The 14,424-nt window shown below is 72.4% G+C and carries 17 protein-coding genes; 11 read left to right on the top strand and 6 right to left on the bottom strand.

The genetic code is table 11. The features are described from left to right. Window positions 1-148: 148 nt before the first annotated feature. On the bottom strand, window positions 149-565 hold the full coding sequence (locus ACZ7GJ_RS27130) for a pyridoxamine 5'-phosphate oxidase family protein (protein ID WP_470755521.1): 417 nt from the start codon (window positions 563-565) through the stop codon (window positions 149-151). A gap of 145 nt (window positions 566-710) precedes the next feature. Further along, complete coding sequence (locus tag ACZ7GJ_RS27125; RefSeq protein WP_365921996.1) at window positions 711-1,370, bottom strand: response regulator transcription factor; 660 nt, start codon at window positions 1,368-1,370, stop codon at window positions 711-713. A 325-nt stretch (window positions 1,371-1,695) separates the two neighbouring features. On the opposite strand from ACZ7GJ_RS27125, the gene pdhA reads away from it, so the two are divergent. From pdhA to ACZ7GJ_RS27100, 5 genes are all read left to right on the top strand, one after another. Next, entirely contained in the window at window positions 1,696-2,913 is a 1,218-nt protein-coding gene (gene pdhA / locus ACZ7GJ_RS27120) for a pyruvate dehydrogenase (acetyl-transferring) E1 component subunit alpha (RefSeq protein WP_470755520.1), read from the top strand. A 5-nt stretch (window positions 2,914-2,918) separates the two neighbouring features. Further along, window positions 2,919-3,899 carry an alpha-ketoacid dehydrogenase subunit beta gene (locus ACZ7GJ_RS27115; RefSeq protein ID WP_470755519.1) on the top strand — a complete coding sequence of 327 codons (981 nt, stop codon included), beginning with the start codon at window positions 2,919-2,921 and terminating at the stop codon, window positions 3,897-3,899. A 31-nt stretch (window positions 3,900-3,930) separates the two neighbouring features. Then, window positions 3,931-5,355 (top strand): dihydrolipoamide acetyltransferase family protein, encoded by a 1,425-nt coding sequence (locus ACZ7GJ_RS27110; RefSeq protein ID WP_470755589.1) that lies wholly within the window; start codon window positions 3,931-3,933, stop codon window positions 5,353-5,355. Window positions 5,356-5,529: 174 nt separating this feature from the next. Then, entirely contained in the window at window positions 5,530-6,468 is a 939-nt protein-coding gene (locus ACZ7GJ_RS27105; RefSeq protein ID WP_470755518.1) for a GNAT family N-acetyltransferase, read from the top strand. A gap of 44 nt (window positions 6,469-6,512) precedes the next feature. Then, on the top strand, window positions 6,513-7,274 hold the full coding sequence (locus ACZ7GJ_RS27100; RefSeq protein ID WP_470755517.1) for a hypothetical protein: 762 nt from the start codon (window positions 6,513-6,515) through the stop codon (window positions 7,272-7,274). Window positions 7,275-7,322: 48 nt separating this feature from the next. On the opposite strand, the gene ACZ7GJ_RS27095 is transcribed toward ACZ7GJ_RS27100, so the two are convergent. The 4 genes from ACZ7GJ_RS27095 to ACZ7GJ_RS27080 form a co-directional block, all read right to left on the bottom strand. Further along, complete coding sequence (locus tag ACZ7GJ_RS27095; protein ID WP_470755516.1) at window positions 7,323-7,739, bottom strand: PPOX class F420-dependent oxidoreductase; 417 nt, start codon at window positions 7,737-7,739, stop codon at window positions 7,323-7,325. Window positions 7,740-7,825: 86 nt separating this feature from the next. After that, window positions 7,826-9,034, bottom strand: coding sequence for a DUF1266 domain-containing protein (locus ACZ7GJ_RS27090; protein WP_470755515.1), 1,209 nt, complete (start codon window positions 9,032-9,034; stop codon window positions 7,826-7,828). 137 nt (window positions 9,035-9,171) lie between these two features. Beyond that, window positions 9,172-9,486, bottom strand: a complete 315-nt coding sequence (locus ACZ7GJ_RS27085) for a 4a-hydroxytetrahydrobiopterin dehydratase (protein ID WP_470755514.1) — start codon at window positions 9,484-9,486, stop codon at window positions 9,172-9,174. Between the two features lies 1 nt (window position 9,487). Further along, window positions 9,488-10,735, bottom strand: coding sequence for a Twin-arginine translocation pathway signal (locus ACZ7GJ_RS27080; protein ID WP_470755513.1), 1,248 nt, complete (start codon window positions 10,733-10,735; stop codon window positions 9,488-9,490). Between the two features lie 176 nt (window positions 10,736-10,911). Here ACZ7GJ_RS27080 and ACZ7GJ_RS27075 point away from each other — a divergent pair, with 176 nt between their 5' ends. The 6 genes from ACZ7GJ_RS27075 (at window position 10,912) to ACZ7GJ_RS27050 (ending at window position 14,334) form a co-directional block, all read left to right on the top strand. Further along, window positions 10,912-11,082 (top strand): hypothetical protein, encoded by a 171-nt coding sequence (locus ACZ7GJ_RS27075; RefSeq protein ID WP_470755512.1) that lies wholly within the window; start codon window positions 10,912-10,914, stop codon window positions 11,080-11,082. Further along, window positions 11,075-11,287, top strand: a complete 213-nt coding sequence (locus ACZ7GJ_RS27070) for a hypothetical protein (protein ID WP_470755511.1) — start codon at window positions 11,075-11,077, stop codon at window positions 11,285-11,287. Before ACZ7GJ_RS27075 ends, ACZ7GJ_RS27070 begins: the two co-directional genes overlap by 8 nt. Continuing rightward, window positions 11,284-11,604, top strand: a complete 321-nt coding sequence (locus ACZ7GJ_RS27065) for a hypothetical protein (protein ID WP_470755510.1) — start codon at window positions 11,284-11,286, stop codon at window positions 11,602-11,604. The genes ACZ7GJ_RS27070 and ACZ7GJ_RS27065 overlap by 4 nt, the downstream gene beginning before the upstream one ends. A gap of 56 nt (window positions 11,605-11,660) precedes the next feature. Beyond that, a complete protein-coding gene (locus ACZ7GJ_RS27060; RefSeq protein WP_470755509.1) occupies window positions 11,661-12,188 on the top strand; it encodes a glycine-rich domain-containing protein in 528 nt (175 codons plus the stop codon). A gap of 33 nt (window positions 12,189-12,221) precedes the next feature. Continuing rightward, window positions 12,222-13,436: an FAD-dependent monooxygenase gene (locus ACZ7GJ_RS27055; protein ID WP_470755508.1), complete on the top strand. Its 1,215-nt coding sequence runs from the start codon at window positions 12,222-12,224 to the stop codon at window positions 13,434-13,436. Between the two features lie 184 nt (window positions 13,437-13,620). Beyond that, window positions 13,621-14,334 carry a hypothetical protein gene (locus tag ACZ7GJ_RS27050; protein WP_470755507.1) on the top strand — a complete coding sequence of 238 codons (714 nt, stop codon included), beginning with the start codon at window positions 13,621-13,623 and terminating at the stop codon, window positions 14,332-14,334. Window positions 14,335-14,424: the final 90 nt, after the last annotated feature.

Below are 14,424 nucleotides of genomic sequence, written 5' to 3'. Positions count from 1 at the left end.
AAGGGGGGGGGGGGGGGGGGGGGGGGGGGGGGGGGGGGGGGGGGGGGGGGGGAGGGGGTGGGGGGGGGGGGGGGGGGGGGGGGGGGGGGGGGGGCGGCGGGGGGGCCCCCCCCCCCCCCCCCCGTTCCCGTACGACAAGTACGACAAGTCAGAGCGCGTGTTGGTACTGCCGGTCGAGATTCCCCGCGAGCGTGTGCACGGTGACGAACTGGGGCTCGATCCGCATGTAGACGGGATCGAAGACCGCGCCGTCCACGAAATGCGGACCCGGACCGAAAAGCTCCAGCTCAGCGGTGGTGGGTTCGACGATCTCGGCCGTTCCGGTGAACTGGACCGACCACAGTCGGGGGTCCTGGGAATTGAAGTTGTCGGCGCCGTAGGCGACCACACTGCCGTTACAGGCCTGGTGGTAGCCGAAGCCGGCGTGCATTCTCAGGACGACCTTGCCGTTCACCACGATGTGGCGGGCGAGGGCGAGGAAGGGCAGCGCGCGCATGCTGGTGGCGACTCGGCCGTACGGCACGCGGCGCAGCAGTTCGATGGCGTGGAGTTCCTCTGGGGACATGCGGTCCACTCTGCGGTACCGACACGGTGCCGGAAAAGAGGAGCCCGCCCCGATGATCGGGGACGTTGGTCCCGAATTAAACAGCGTGCCCCGTGGAATCAGAGGGCCACGGGGCGTGACGCTGTGGTCGTCCGCGCCGAGGGCGTCAGCGCTTCTCCGCCTGGAGGCGGGCCACGTAGGCCGCGGCCTGCGAGCGGCGCTCCATGCCCAGCTTGGAGAGCAGGCTGGAGACGTAGTTCTTGATCGTCTTCTCCGCCAGGTGCAGCCGCTCACCGATGACGCGGTTCGTCAGGCCCTCGCCGATCAGGTCGAGGATCTTCCGCTCCTGCTCGGTGAGGTTGGAGAGGCGGTCGTCGCCCTTGCCGTTCTTGCCGTCGCGCAGCCGCTCCAGCACCCGGGCGGTGGCGACGGGGTCGAGCAGCGACTTGCCGGCCGCGACGTCCCGTACCGCGTTGAGCAGCTCATTGCCGCGGATCGCCTTGAGCACGTACCCGGAGGCGCCGGCCATGATCGCGTCGAACAGCGCCTCGTCGTCGGCGAACGACGTCAACATGAGGCACTTGATGTCCTCGTTCTGGGAGCGAACTTCGCGGCAGACCTCGACTCCGCTGCCGTCCGGCAGCCGGACGTCGAGAACCGCCACGTCGGGGCGGGTGGCGGGGATTCGGACCAGCGCGTCGGCGGCCGTACCGGCCTCGCCGACGATCTCGATGTCCTCCTCGACCGACAGCAGCTCATAGACGCCCCGGCGTACCACTTCGTGGTCGTCCAGGAGGAATACCTTGATTTTTCCGTTTTCGCGCACGGTGTCAGTTTCACACACTCACCCCTTCCCTGCCGCTGTTACCCGGGATAACGTGCCGTTGTTCCGGCCCCCTGCAAGGCTGTGACCAGTGGTTGTTCCCGCTTCCGCGGATTTACTTGGAAATCCAAGCAAAATCGCAGGTCAAACGGGGTTTCGCAGTTATGCGAGGCACTGGGTAACGTGCATTGCGCAGGGCACTCGCCGGGGCACCTGTCACGCCTGAATCCCGTACGCGCCGCGCACCCACCCCGTGCGCGGGTACGGATGCAGGTGAGCCGCACTGGACCCCGGAGAACCCGGGTGCCGGACCGACGGAGGAGCACACGTGACCGTGGAGAGCACTGCCGCGCGCAAGCCGCGACGCAGCAGCGGCACCAAGCGGGCAGCGGGCGCCGCGAGCGCCCGCAAGACCCCCGCTGCCACCGCGCAGATGCATGACGCCGAGCCTCAGCTCGTACAGCTGCTGACGCCCGAGGGGGAGAGGATCGGGGTCGACACCCACCCCGACGACGCCGACGTCGCCGAGTTCGCCCCCTTCGTCGCCGACATCACCACCGAGGACCTGCGCGGCCTGTACCGCGACATGGTCCTGACCCGTCGTTTCGACGGTGAGGCGACCGCCCTGCAGCGCCAGGGCGAGCTGGGCCTGTGGGCCTCGCTGCTCGGGCAGGAGGCGGCCCAGATCGGCTCCGGCCGGGCCCTGCGGGACGACGACTACGTCTTCCCGACCTACCGCGAGCACGGCGTGGCCTGGTGCCGCGGGGTCGACCCGACCAACCTGCTCGGCATGTTCCGCGGTGTGAACCACGGCGGGTGGGACCCCACCACCAACAACTTCCACCTGTACACGATCGTCATCGGCTCGCAGACGCTGCACGCGACGGGCTACGCGATGGGCGTGGCCAAGGACGGCGCCGACTCGGCCGTCATCGCCTACTTCGGCGACGGCGCGTCCAGCCAGGGCGACGTCGCCGAGGCCTTCACCTTCTCGGCCGTCTACAACTCCCCCGTGGTGTTCTTCTGCCAGAACAACCAGTGGGCGATCTCCGAGCCGACCGAGCGCCAGATGCGCGTGCCGCTCTACCAGCGCGCGCAGGGCTTCGGCTTCCCGGGCATCCGGGTGGACGGCAACGACGTACTGGCCTGCCTCGCGGTCACCCGCTGGGCGCTGGAGCGTGCCCGCCGGGGCGAGGGGCCGACCCTGGTCGAGGCCTTCACGTACCGCATGGGCGCGCACACCACCTCCGACGACCCGACGAAGTACCGGCGGGACGAGGAGCGCGCGGCCTGGGAGGACAGGGACCCGATCCTGCGCCTGAAGGCCCACCTGCTGGCCACCGGAGGCGCCGACGAGGCGTTCTTCGAGGAGCTGGAGGCGGAGAGCGAGAAGCTCGGCAAGCACGTCCGCGAGGTCGTACGGGCCATGCCCGACCCGGACACGATGGCGATCTTCGAGAACGTCTACGCGGACGGTCACGCGCTGGTCGACGAGGAGCGCGCGCAGTTCGCGGCCTACCTCGCGTCGTTCGAGGGTGGGGAGTGAGCGCCATGTCCATCGAGAAGATGTCCATTGCGAAGGCACTGAACGAGTCGCTGCGCAAGGCGCTGGAGCAGGACCCCAAGGTCCTGATCATGGGTGAGGACGTCGGCAAGCTGGGTGGTGTCTTCCGCATCACCGACGGCCTGCAGAAGGACTTCGGCGAGGAGCGGGTCATCGACACCCCGCTCGCCGAGTCGGGCATCGTCGGCACGGCGATCGGCCTGGCCCTGCGCGGCTACCGCCCGGTCGTCGAGATCCAGTTCGACGGCTTCGTCTTCCCGGCGTACGACCAGATCGTCACGCAGCTCGCGAAGATGCACGCGCGTGCGCTGGGCAAGATCAAGCTTCCGGTCGTCGTACGCATCCCCTACGCGGGCGGCATCGGCGCGGTCGAGCACCACTCGGAGTCCCCCGAGGCGCTGTTCGCGCACGTGCCGGGCCTGAAGGTGGTCTCCCCGAGCAATGCCTCGGACGCTTACTGGATGCTCCAGCAGGCGATCCTCAGCGACGACCCGGTGATCTTCTTCGAGCCGAAGCGGCGCTACTGGGACAAGGCAGAGGTCGACGTCGAGGCGATCCCCGACGCGCTGCACGCGTCCCGGGTGGCGCGCACGGGTTCGGACGTCACCCTGGCCGCGTACGGGCCGATGGTGAAGGTCTGCCTGGAGGCTGCGGCCGCGGCGGCCGAGGAGGGCAAGTCGGTGGAGGTCGTGGACCTGCGCTCGATGTCCCCGATCGACTTCGACGGGCTGCAGGCGTCGGTGGAGAAGACCCGCCGGCTCGTCGTCGTCCACGAGGCCCCGGTGTTCCTCGGTGTGGGTTCGGAGATCGCCGCTCGCATCACGGAGCGGTGCTTCTACCACCTGGAGGCCCCGGTCCTGCGGGTGGGCGGTTTCCACGCCCCGTACCCGCCGGCCCGTCTGGAGGACGAGTACCTGCCGGGTCTGGACAGGGTGCTCGACGCCGTCGACCGCTCGCTGGCGTACTGAGGAGAGCCCTGTGACGATCCGCGAATTCAAGATGCCCGATGTGGGCGAGGGCCTGACCGAGGCCGAGATCCTCAAGTGGTACGTCCAGCCCGGTGACACCGTCACCGACGGGCAGGTCGTGTGCGAGGTCGAGACGGCGAAGGCGGCGGTCGAACTGCCGATCCCCTTCGACGGCACCGTCCACGCGCTCCTCTTCGAGGAGGGCACCACGGTCGACGTCGGCCAGGTGATCATCTCGGTGCAGACGGGCACGGGCGACGAGCCCGCCGAGGCCGCCCCGGTCCAGGAGGCGGCTCCGGCCGCCGCCGCGACCGCGGCGCCCGCCGCGGCGGAGGAGCCGGCCGCCGAGGGGCGCCAGCCCGTCCTGGTCGGCTACGGCGTCTCCACCGCCTCCACGAAGCGCCGCCCGCGCAAGGGCACGCCCGTGGCGGCCGCCGCGCCTGCTGCGGCCACCGCCGCGCAGAACGGCACGGCCGCCCCGGTGGCCCCGGCGCTGCCCGCGGTCCCCGCGCAGTCGAACGGCACCGGGCGCCCCCTGGCGAAGCCCCCGGTCCGCAAGCTCGCCAAGGACCTCGGCATCGACCTGGCCGCCGTGGTCCCGAGCGGTGACGGCGGGGTCGTGACCCGCGAGGACGTTCACGCGGCGGCCGCGGCGGCGATCGCCCCGCAGCCCGCGGCGCCCGCACCGGCCGCTGCCGCGGTCCCGGTGGTGGCGCAGGCCCAGGCCGCTGCGCCCGCGCCCGCGGAGGCTTCGGCCAGGGAGACCCGTATCCCCGTCAAGGGGGTCCGCAAGGTCACCGCACAGGCCATGGTCGGCTCGGCCTTCACCGCGCCGCACGTCACCGAGTTCGTCACCTTCGACGTGACGCGCACGATGAAGCTGGTCCAGGAGCTCAAGGACGACCCGGACCTCGCCGGTCTGCGGATCAACCCGCTGCTCCTGATCGCCAAGGCCGTCCTCGTGGCCATCCGCCGCAACCCGGACGTCAACGCGTCCTGGGACGAGGCGGCCCAGGAGATCGTGCTCAAGCACTACGTCAACCTGGGCATCGCGGCGGCCACCCCGCGCGGGCTGATCGTCCCGAACATCAAGGACGCCCACGCCAAGACGCTCGGAGAGCTGTCGACGTCGCTGTCCGAGCTGGTCGCCACGGCCCGCGAGGGCAAGACCTCGCCGGCCGACATGCAGCACGGCACCATCACCATCACCAACGTCGGCGTCTTCGGCGTCGACACCGGTACGCCCATCCTGAACCCCGGAGAGTCCGCGATCCTCGCGGTCGGCGCCATCAAGCTCCAGCCGTGGGTCCACAAGGGCAAGGTCAAGGCGCGCCACGTCACCACCCTGGCGCTGTCCTTCGACCACCGGCTGATCGACGGCGAGCTCGGCTCGCGCTTCCTCGCCGACGTCGCGGCGGTCCTGGAGCACCCCCGTCGCCTGATCACCTGGTCGTGACGGGCAGCGACGCACCAACCGACGGCCGGTCCCCGCAACCCGGGGGCCGGCCGTCGGCCGTCGAGGGGGAGTCCGTCGAGGGGGAGTCCGGCGGGGCCGCGGACCTGCGGTCCCGGCGTCGGACCCCGAGGAAAAACCTGGCCGGATACAGACGGACCATGTGATCATCTCCGGATGCTCATCCGCTCTGCGACCGCAGACCCCACCGATCTCGACCGCGCCACCGCCTACGAGGCGGACGGCCCCGTCGAAGCCCTCTCCGCCGACCGGATCCGCGAGGAACTGGCCGAGAACCGCTTCCGCCCCGAGTGGACCTGGTTCGCCGAGGACGAGGACGGCCGGGTCCTAGCCCGCGCCCTGTGGTGGGGCCGTACCGACAGCGAGCGGCCCCGGGCGCTGGACTGCCTCCAGGTGCACTCCTCCGTCGCCGACCCCGCCGCGCTGGCGGCCGAGCTGCTCGCCGCCGGGCACGCCGCCTTCGGGGTCCTCCCGGAGTACAACCTCTCCCTCCCGAGCGACTGGCGCGAGCGCCCGGAGCTGGCCGAAGCCGTGGCCTGGCGCCAGGAAGCGGCCCGCAAGACCGGCCTGACCAGCGAGATCGAGCGGCTGCGCTTCGAGTGGACCCCGGCCGCCGGGACCGCCGAGCCCAGCGGCCGGCTGGTCTTCCGGGAGGGCACGGACGAGGAGTTCCTCGACGCGTTCACCCGGCTCGCGGCCGGCAGCCTCGACCTCCACACCCAGAACGAGCTCCGCACCCGCGATGCCGAACAACTGGCCCGCGAGGACGTCGAGTTCTATCTCGACTGCCCCGGTGAGCGCTCCTGGTGGCGGCTCGCCGAGCTGCCCGACGGCACCCTGGCCGGCATGGCCATCCCCTCCGCGACCCCGTACCACCGCAACGTCGGCTACCTCGGTATCGTCCCCGAGCAGCGCGGCCGCGGCCTGATCGACGAGGTCCTCGCCGAGATCACCCGCTTCCACGCGTCCGAGGGCGCACAGCGCATCACCGCCACCACCGACACCGTCAACGTCCCGATGGCCGCCGCCTTCACCCGGGCCGGTTACGAGGTCACGGAGATCCGCCTCGTTCTGGAGCAGCCGTCGGAGGCCTGACGAGGTAGCCTCCCGGCCGAGGAGCGGATGAGGGGGGCAAGGGGTTGTCCATCGCCGAGTTGCAGGTGTACTCCGTCGAGGAGGCGGACGTCACCGGCGGGGTGTGCGTGGTCCGCTGCGTCGGCGGCGTGGCGCGGGCCGGACAGGTGTACGCCGTGGGGGAGTTGCGGCTCGGGCTGCGCCGGATCGAGCGGTACGGGCGCCCCGTCGGCTTCTTCGACGCCGGCCACGTGGCGAAGGTCCACCTCAGCGGTGCCATGGTCGCGCTGCTCAGCCGCGGGCAGGTGCTGACCTCGGTGCCGCCCGACGCGCATGCGCTGGAGGAGCTGGAGGCCTGGCTGGCCACCGGACCCCCGCTGCTGGACGAGCCGCACCCCGGCCCACTGCGGAGCCTGGCGGTGGGCCGCATGCAGGACGACTGCCTGCCCGACGGGGTGCGGCTGCGGTGGGGGCGGGTGGCGCTGGCGGCGATCGGCCGGGCGGGCCGGCCCGAGGCGGAGTGCGGGGCCGAACGGGCCGCCGTGCGGGGCTACTTGATCGAGCAGTTCGGTCCTGACCGCTCCGGCCCGGACCGGGACCCGGCCGCGCTCTGCCGTGACGTGCTGGCCCAGATCGGGATCACCCCCGAGGAGGCGCTCGCCCAGGCCCGCACCTGGCGCGAGCTGCCGCGTCCGGGGATCCTGCGGCTGCGCCGCATCAAGAACCTGATCCCCTGGATGGCCCTGGCCCGGCCCCACCTCCCGGACGCCACGCCCTTGGCGGCGACGGTCGACGCCTGGTCGCGGGTCCGGCCCCAACTGCCGTAGCCGGACGCTCCGTTCCTCGTGTCGCCGCGGCTGAGCCCGCGGCCCCGGCTATCCGGCCTTGGCGGCGTTGCCGAGGACCTTGGAGGGGGTGACGCGCAGGACGACGCGTACCTCCTCCGCCGGAGCCTCGGCGTACTCCTTGCCGGCGCCGGGGCCCATGTACTCCTCCGCTATGCGTACGGCGATGGCCCGGCCGGTGTCCTCGGTGATGGTGGCGGTGCCGCGGATCTCGGCGTAGAGGAAGGGGTTGGCCAGGTCGAAGACGGTCAGGCCGACCCGCTCGTCCCGGGCGATGTTGCGTTCCTTGCGGCGGCCCTGCTCGGTGGAGATCAGGACGTCCCCGCCGTCCCGGGTCACCCAGACCACCGAACTCTGGGGACTGCCATCGGGGTTGATCGTCGCCAGCACCGCGGGGTGCGGGGAGTCGAGCAGCTTGCGTACCGTGTCGTTCAGCTCAACAGTCATGCGTCAGAGGTTAGGTGCCACGCACTTCGGGGGCCGAGGGGGTGGCGGCCGGACGCCGGGACTTCGCGAAGTCGGGCGCGGCAGCGTCAGGTCCAGGGGATGTTGCGCCAGGGGCTGGCCGGATCGGTGGTCAGGGTGAGGTGGGTGGCCAGCGAAGTGTCGTACCACTCCCCGAACTCCTCCTCGTCGAAGTGCAGGCAGCGCCCCAGCAGGTACCCGGCGGAGAACTCCTCCCACGAGCGGTACGTGCCGCGGGCCGCCTCGCTCGCCCGGACCACCGCGCGTTCGGCGTCTTCGAGGGTGCCGTAGCGGGTGCCGAGGCCCCAGCGGGCCATCTGCGAGGCCCGACCGTGGTCCCAGCCCTCGACGGAGCGGACCCAGGCGCCCTCGGCGAGCAGTCCGTCGGCCCGGAAGCGCTGCTCGTAGCGGGCGATGCGGCCGATCAGCCGCTGGACGCCGGCGATCTCGCCCTCGACCTCGGCGGAGGGGCGCGGCCTGGCGACAGTGACCCCGTCGGGGGTGAGCTGCGGTTCGGCCGCGCGCTGGGCGCTGAGGCGCAGGCTGGCCTCGGCGGCGTGCCGCCAGTGCTCGACGTCGACGGGCCCGGCGAAGTCGGAGGCGAGGACGCGGCGGACCCGCAGGGTGAACTCCCAGACGGGGCTGACGATGTCGGCGTCCAGCATGCGCTGGAGCACGCCGAGCCACTCCTCGGGGGTGGTGATGCCCCACATCTTGCGCAGGCGTTCGCGCTCGCGGGTGTAGCCGTTGCCGTGGTAGGCGAGGGCGTTCCAGAACTCCCCGTTCCTGACGGCGAGATGGGCTCCGACGGCGAGTCCGTGCGCGACCGGTCCGTGCAGCGGGCCGCCGGTGTGCAGGGCGTGCACGGCACCGGAGGCCAGGCCCCAGGAGTCGGCGGCGTCCCAGTGGGCGCGCCAGCGGGCGCGGTCGGCGGGGGTGGTGGTGAGGTAGGCCTCGGCGGGGCAGCCGGGGTTCACGGCGAGGTACGGGGGGTCGCGGTCGTCCCAGGCGTTGGCGAACCAGGCGAGGCTCTGGCGCACGTAGACCGTGTGGGGGTCGGGCACCGGGAGCATCCCGCGCGTGTAGACGGCGATGCTCCGGCCGTCGGGCATCGGGTGGAAGAGGGCCGACTTCGGATCGGCGTCCGCGTGGGCGCGGGACTGGGGCATGAAGAGCTCGGCGCGCGCGAGGGCGTCGAGGTACGCGGCCCAGTCGCCGCGCGCCTTGGTCTCGTACAGCTCCCGCTCAATGCGACTCGGCGCTATCCAGCCATGCATACCGGCAGCCTAACGGGACCGCCGCCGGGCCCGACCGAGGCCACCACCCGCGCCGCCGCCGACCCGCCAACGACGCGAGGTGAGATCCGTACCCCCTCTCGCCGTCCGGCGGGAGGGGGGCTTGGGTGCGTCGCGGCTCAGTCGAGCGGGAGGGCCTGGTGCGCGGCGACGATGGCGTCGATGCGGTGCGCCAGGTCGATGTCAGCCAGGGTCAGGACGTGCCCAGCATCGTGCGTGGTGATCCGCGCGGTCAGGCTGTCGATGCGGAGATCCAGGTCCGCGTGATGCTGAATCCTCCGGGACCGGTCAGCGATGGTGACGATCGCGGCCACGGCTGCGTGGTAGCGGATCTCGTACGTCCGGGCGATCTCGTCGCCCTGCCGCTCCCAGCCGGGCAGGCCGCCCAGTGCGGACGTGATCTCGTCGTCGGTCAGCGGCTTCGGAACTCCCACGTCATACCCCCTCGGTGACGGGTGCCAGGAGCTCGGCAAGGTCCCGGCCCACCGGCGCATCCTGCCACGGCCGCATCGCGCGCTCCAGGGTGCCCAGTTCCCGGAGCATGCGCACGGAGCGGGTCTCCGCTGCGATTGTCGCCGCCTCCCGTGCGATCTCGATGGCGTGGTCCGGCTCCCGAGCGACGGCCGCAGCGGTTGCGTGCCGTGCGAGGTAGACGCCCCGGTCGCGGCGCGCAGTCGATGGAACCGAGGCAAGGACCTGCGTCCACAGTCGCTCGGCCTCCTGTCCGAGGCCGAGGCGGCCGTAGCAGGTGGCGCGCTGCACTTCGAGGTAGCCGGGGGTCCGTCGACAGGCGTTGCCCCACGGAAGGTCGTCGTCGACGCGCGCGAGGAGACCGCCCGCGGTGTCGATGAGACGGTCGACGGCAGTGCGGTCGCCGGTGAGGCTGGCGCCGTGGGCCTGCTGCTGCATGGCCATGATGCGGACCTTGGGAACGAGGAGGGCGGCGTCCTCGAGCGCGGCCTCGCACAGGTCGATCACGCCGTGCCCGTCGCCCAGGTCGGTCCTGACCTGGGCCTGGTTGACGAGGGAGTAGCCGATGAGGTGGGGGTCTCTGGACCGGACCGCTATTTCCTGCGTCACTCCTCGCCAGAAGCTGGCGGCGCCGATGTCGCCGGCGTCTTGGTAGAGCCAGCCGACGAGCGCGGCATAGGCGGCGCCGACGCGAAGGAGTCCGCATCGGGTCTCACCTCGGGCGGAGCGGACGAGCTTGTCGATGAGCTGGTACTGGGCCGACACGGTGCCGATGAGGTCGTGAGGGCCGAGGAACATATCGGCGCGGTAGTGGCCTTCGAGCTGCTGCTGGAAGTAGTCGATGAGGGCTGGGTCGACATGTTGGGTGGCGACGGGGCCGGGCAGGAGCGCAGCCGCGGTGACGTTGACGAAGGTCCTGCGTTTCACGTCGTCCTCTTGAGGTGCCTCAGGTCGGATCCAGCCCGCGGGGGTCGTGAACCCCAGCTCTTCGGGCCAGCGGTGGAGCGCGTCGTGCAGGACGACCGCTGTTTCCTCTGGCGGCCAGCCAGGCTTGCCGCCCTCCCAGCGCCGCCAGGTGCGGGCGGACACCGTGAAGTGGGCGTCTGCCAGGAGCTGTTGCCCGTGCTGGGTGAGCTTCTCCGCTGCCTGGTCGGCGCTACGCCACCCGGCCCGGAGCCGGGCCGCGCGCAGCGCATCGTTGCGTGGGCTCATGGCCACAGTGTGAGGTGTCATCGCCTATGTCCCCGGCCATGGCCTATGCGTGGCCACGGGTGGCCACGCGATGGCCTGTCTGCCCATGTGCGTGTCGGCCCATCATCCTTCTGTGGCCCGGAACTCCGCAGGAAATCCGGGCCGTTCCACCCGCTGACGACGTAGGGAGTGACCCGGTGACCAGCCAGAACTGTGCCCGTGGCGTACTGAGCGCAGACACCCCGGACGGATGCCCCACACCGTGGGGCATCCTGGGTCTGGGCGAGCCCAGCGCGGACCTCCTCGACCGTGCCCGCGTCGGCTGGGAGCGCTTCGCAGGCATCGGCGAGGAGCCGGCCGATGCCTGAGGCCTACGAAGACGTGCCCCACCGCCTGCTTCACAAGCACGTCCGCGACATCGCATCCGGTGTCGAGGGCGAGCTGATGGCGGTCATCCACGAGGACGTCTCGGACGACGTCGTCTACCCGCGGTGGATCGACCTGGCGTACACCCGGACCGAGTCCGGCCGCGAGATCACCACCCACGCCGACAACGTGGAGGCCGTGTCGTGAGCAGTCCCCTGACCCCCGAGGACCTGGTCGCGAGGGTCCTCGTGCCGGACGACGACCGGCCTGGGCCCATGGAGGCCGCCCGCCTCGTCAACCAACTGCTGGCCTGCGGGCAGAGGGTCGGGTTCAGGCGGCACCGCATCCCGGTGGAGCGGCAGTACCCGGCGCTCGACGCGGCGATCAAGGACTGGATCCGGGAGGTCAAGGCGGGCCAGAAGTCCAGTGCCGCCGACGCCACGTGGGCCTACGCGCAGTCGCTCGCGCGGATCCCGCAAGCCATGGTCCGGGCGATGGAAAACTGCCAGGCCCCGCCCTCGTGAGCGAGTGGCAGCGCCAGGCACCACCACCACCACAACAACTGAGGAGGCGCTACCGCATGACCACCACCGAGGCGACCACCACCAGGGACGCCCGCTCGCTGATCAGCCCCGAGGAGTTCGCGGCCGTCGCGGCCACCGTGGCCGGCAACAACCCTGCCATGCGCTCCGCGGACGCCGACAGGATCACCCTGGAGGCCCTCAAGTTCGTGGCCGCCGCGGCCCAGTCCCCCGGGAACATGCGGCCCTCACGGATCGTCGACGAGGGCTGGCACGCCCTCATCCTCCACACGGCCGTCTACGCCCGCCTGTGCGCGCGTCTGCGCCGGTTCGTGCACCACGTGCCCGAGCTCCCGGACCCGAGCCGGTACACGAAGGGCGCCCTCGACCACACCACCAGTCGGATCCGCGAGGCAGGCTTCCCACCGGACCCGGAACTGTGGGTGGGTCCGCTGGACGGCATCCACTTGGCTGCGAACTGCCGCGCGGAACAACCGGACTGGACGCTCCTCCAGCCACGGCAGCCGGTGGTGACGGTCGCCGAATGGCCGGTCCGGTCCGCGCGGGGGGCGGGTCCCGTTCAGTAAGGTGTCGGCCCCCGGAAGCGTACGGAGGCGGACATGCGGGACGGTTCGGTCGCGGTGGTCGGCGGGAGCGTCGCCGGGTGCGCCTTCGCCGCGGCGGCGGCGCGGGCCGGCGCCCGCGAGGTGGTGGTGCTGGAGCGCACGCGCGGGCACCTCGCGGACCGGGGCGTCGGGCTGTGCGTCCACGACGACCGCGCCGCCGAGCTGCGCGCGGGCGGGGCGCTGCCCGAGGGGATCGCCGCGCACCGCCTGGAGCGGCGCCGATGGGTGGTCCGGGACCCCGGTTCGGCGGGCGGGCGGGTGATCTGGGAGCAGCCGTTCCCCTTCCACTCGTACCACTGGGGCCTGCTCTGGCGCGGGCTGCGCGGGGCCGTCCCGGACGCGGTGGTCTACCGGCAGGGCGAGACGGTGACGGGCGTGGCGTCGGACGGCCCGTACGCCGAGGTGCGGCTCGCGGGCGGCGGCGTCGAGCGGTACGACCTGGTCGTCGGCGCGGACGGCTACCGCTCCGCCGTGCGCGCGGCGGTCTGCCCGGAGTCCCGGCCGCACTACGCCGGGTACGTGTGCTGGCGCGGCAACCTCGACGCGGCGCGGCTCGCGGAACTCGGCGGCGCAGCCGACCCGGTGCCCGACGCGGTGACCACCGTCTGCTTCCCCGGCGGAACCTGCGTCGTCTACCGCATCCCCGGCCCCGACGGGCCCCGTCTGAACTGGGTGCTCTACGCCCCGCCCCCGCAGGACGGCGGGCTGCGCTTCGACGACCCGACGAGCTTCCCGCCGGGCGGGCTGACACCGGAACTCTCCGAGCACCTCGGTGCGTTGCTGGAACGGGAGTTCCCGCCGTACTGGGGCCGTGCGCTCGCGCTCACCGACCCGCGGGACACCTTCGTCCAGCCCATCTACGACCTGGAGACCGCGCGCACCACCGCCGGGCGCCTGCTGCTCGCGGGGGACGCGGCCAGCGTCGTACGCCCGCACAACACGAGCGGCGCCGCCAAGGCCCTCCAGGACGCCACCGCCTTCGCCGAGGGCTGGCGCCGGGCCGGCTCCTTCGAGGAGCTGCTGCGCGGCTACGAGGGGGCCCGCGGCCCCGCGGGCCGGGAGCTGGTGGCGCTGGCGCGCCGGCTCGGCCACGCCCAGGTGGAGCGGACCCCGGCCTGGGCGGACATGGGCCGCGCCGAGGCGGAGGCGTGGTGGCAGGGGCAGCTCGCCGGGGCCCCGGGCATCGGCGGGCAGGCGATGTCCCCGTAGGTCCTGACGGGCCATCATCTGGGGGTGACCGTGTCCGCGCAGGTCAGGAGCGTACGTACGCCAGTTGCACGGCGTGTCAGCCCGGCCGGAACCGTGCTTCCGGTTGCGGGAGGTGACGGGGTGTCCGTGAGTGGGGCGGGGACACGTCCCATGTCCCCGCCCGCTCACGGACAGGAGAGATCCGTTGCTCCGCTTCACCCGCTACACCGTCCCCGCAGCCCTCTGCGTGACTCTGCTGGCCGCGTCCCCAGGCCTCGCGCAGTCCGCCCACGCCCCCGGGAAGCCGCCGGTCGCGGCCGCCGGGCAGGCCATCCCCGGTACCGAGGCCCTGCTGGCGCAGGTGCAGTCGCTCGGCGCGGTCGGCGGGGTGCTCAAGCCCGTCACCGACCTGCTCGCGGCGGTGCTCAAGTCGCCCGACGGGAAGCTCCCGGAGGCGGACCTGGCCGCCTTCAAGGAGAAGATCGACGCGGCGCTCGCAGAGCTGAAGAAGAGCCTGCCCGCCGCACCGGACCTGCCCGTGCCGCTGCCGCCGGTGCTCGACCCGCCGAAGCTGCCGGTGGACCCGCCGAAGCTGCCCGTCGACCCGCCGAAGCTGCCGGTGGATGCCCCGAAGCTGCCCGTGGATGCGCCCAAGCTCCCGGTGGATGCCCCCAAGCTCCCGATCGCCGCCGCCGGGGCGCAGGCCGCCGCCGGTCCCCTGGACCTGGTCACCGGTGCGATCGACAAGCTCAAGGAGTCCGTCGACGGCCTCACGAAGGCCGCCGGACCCTGCGGCTGCTCGACCGACGCCAAGGCCAAGGCCACGGACGTCGTGACCAACCTGGTCGCCGCGCTGGTCGCCCTGCTGACGGGCCTCGGGCTGCCCCTGCCCCCGCTGCCCACCCTGCCCGTGGAGTAGCGGGCAGGGGACGCGGGGGGGGGGGGGGGGGGGGGGGGGGGGGGGGGGGGCGGGGGGGGGGGGGCCCCCCCCCTCCCGGGGCCCAGGACA

The sequence above is a fragment of the Streptomyces sp. NPDC037242 genome (genome assembly GCF_055604165.1).
This window is presented reverse-complemented; position numbering and strand designations above follow the sequence as displayed.

Bases quoted from the DNA above. Each gene is read 5' to 3' on its own strand.
- ACZ7GJ_RS27110 (WP_470755589.1), top strand. From the start codon at position 3,931: ATGCCCGATGTGGGCGAGGGCCTGACCGAGGCCGAGATCCTCAAGTGG.
- ACZ7GJ_RS27070 (WP_470755511.1), top strand. From the start codon at position 11,075: ATGCCTGAGGCCTACGAAGACGTGCCCCACCGCCTGCTTCACAAGCAC.
- ACZ7GJ_RS27080 (WP_470755513.1), bottom strand. From the start codon at position 10,735: ATGAGCCCACGCAACGATGCGCTGCGCGCGGCCCGGCTCCGGGCCGGG.
- ACZ7GJ_RS27130 (WP_470755521.1), bottom strand. From the start codon at position 565: ATGTCCCCAGAGGAACTCCACGCCATCGAACTGCTGCGCCGCGTGCCG.
- ACZ7GJ_RS27055 (WP_470755508.1), top strand. From the start codon at position 12,222: ATGCGGGACGGTTCGGTCGCGGTGGTCGGCGGGAGCGTCGCCGGGTGC.
- ACZ7GJ_RS27090 (WP_470755515.1), bottom strand. From the start codon at position 9,034: ATGCATGGCTGGATAGCGCCGAGTCGCATTGAGCGGGAGCTGTACGAG.
- ACZ7GJ_RS27095 (WP_470755516.1), bottom strand. From the start codon at position 7,739: ATGACTGTTGAGCTGAACGACACGGTACGCAAGCTGCTCGACTCCCCG.
- ACZ7GJ_RS27060 (WP_470755509.1), top strand. From the start codon at position 11,661: ATGACCACCACCGAGGCGACCACCACCAGGGACGCCCGCTCGCTGATC.
- ACZ7GJ_RS27105 (WP_470755518.1), top strand. From the start codon at position 5,530: ATGCTCATCCGCTCTGCGACCGCAGACCCCACCGATCTCGACCGCGCC.
- ACZ7GJ_RS27115 (WP_470755519.1), top strand. From the start codon at position 2,919: ATGTCCATCGAGAAGATGTCCATTGCGAAGGCACTGAACGAGTCGCTG.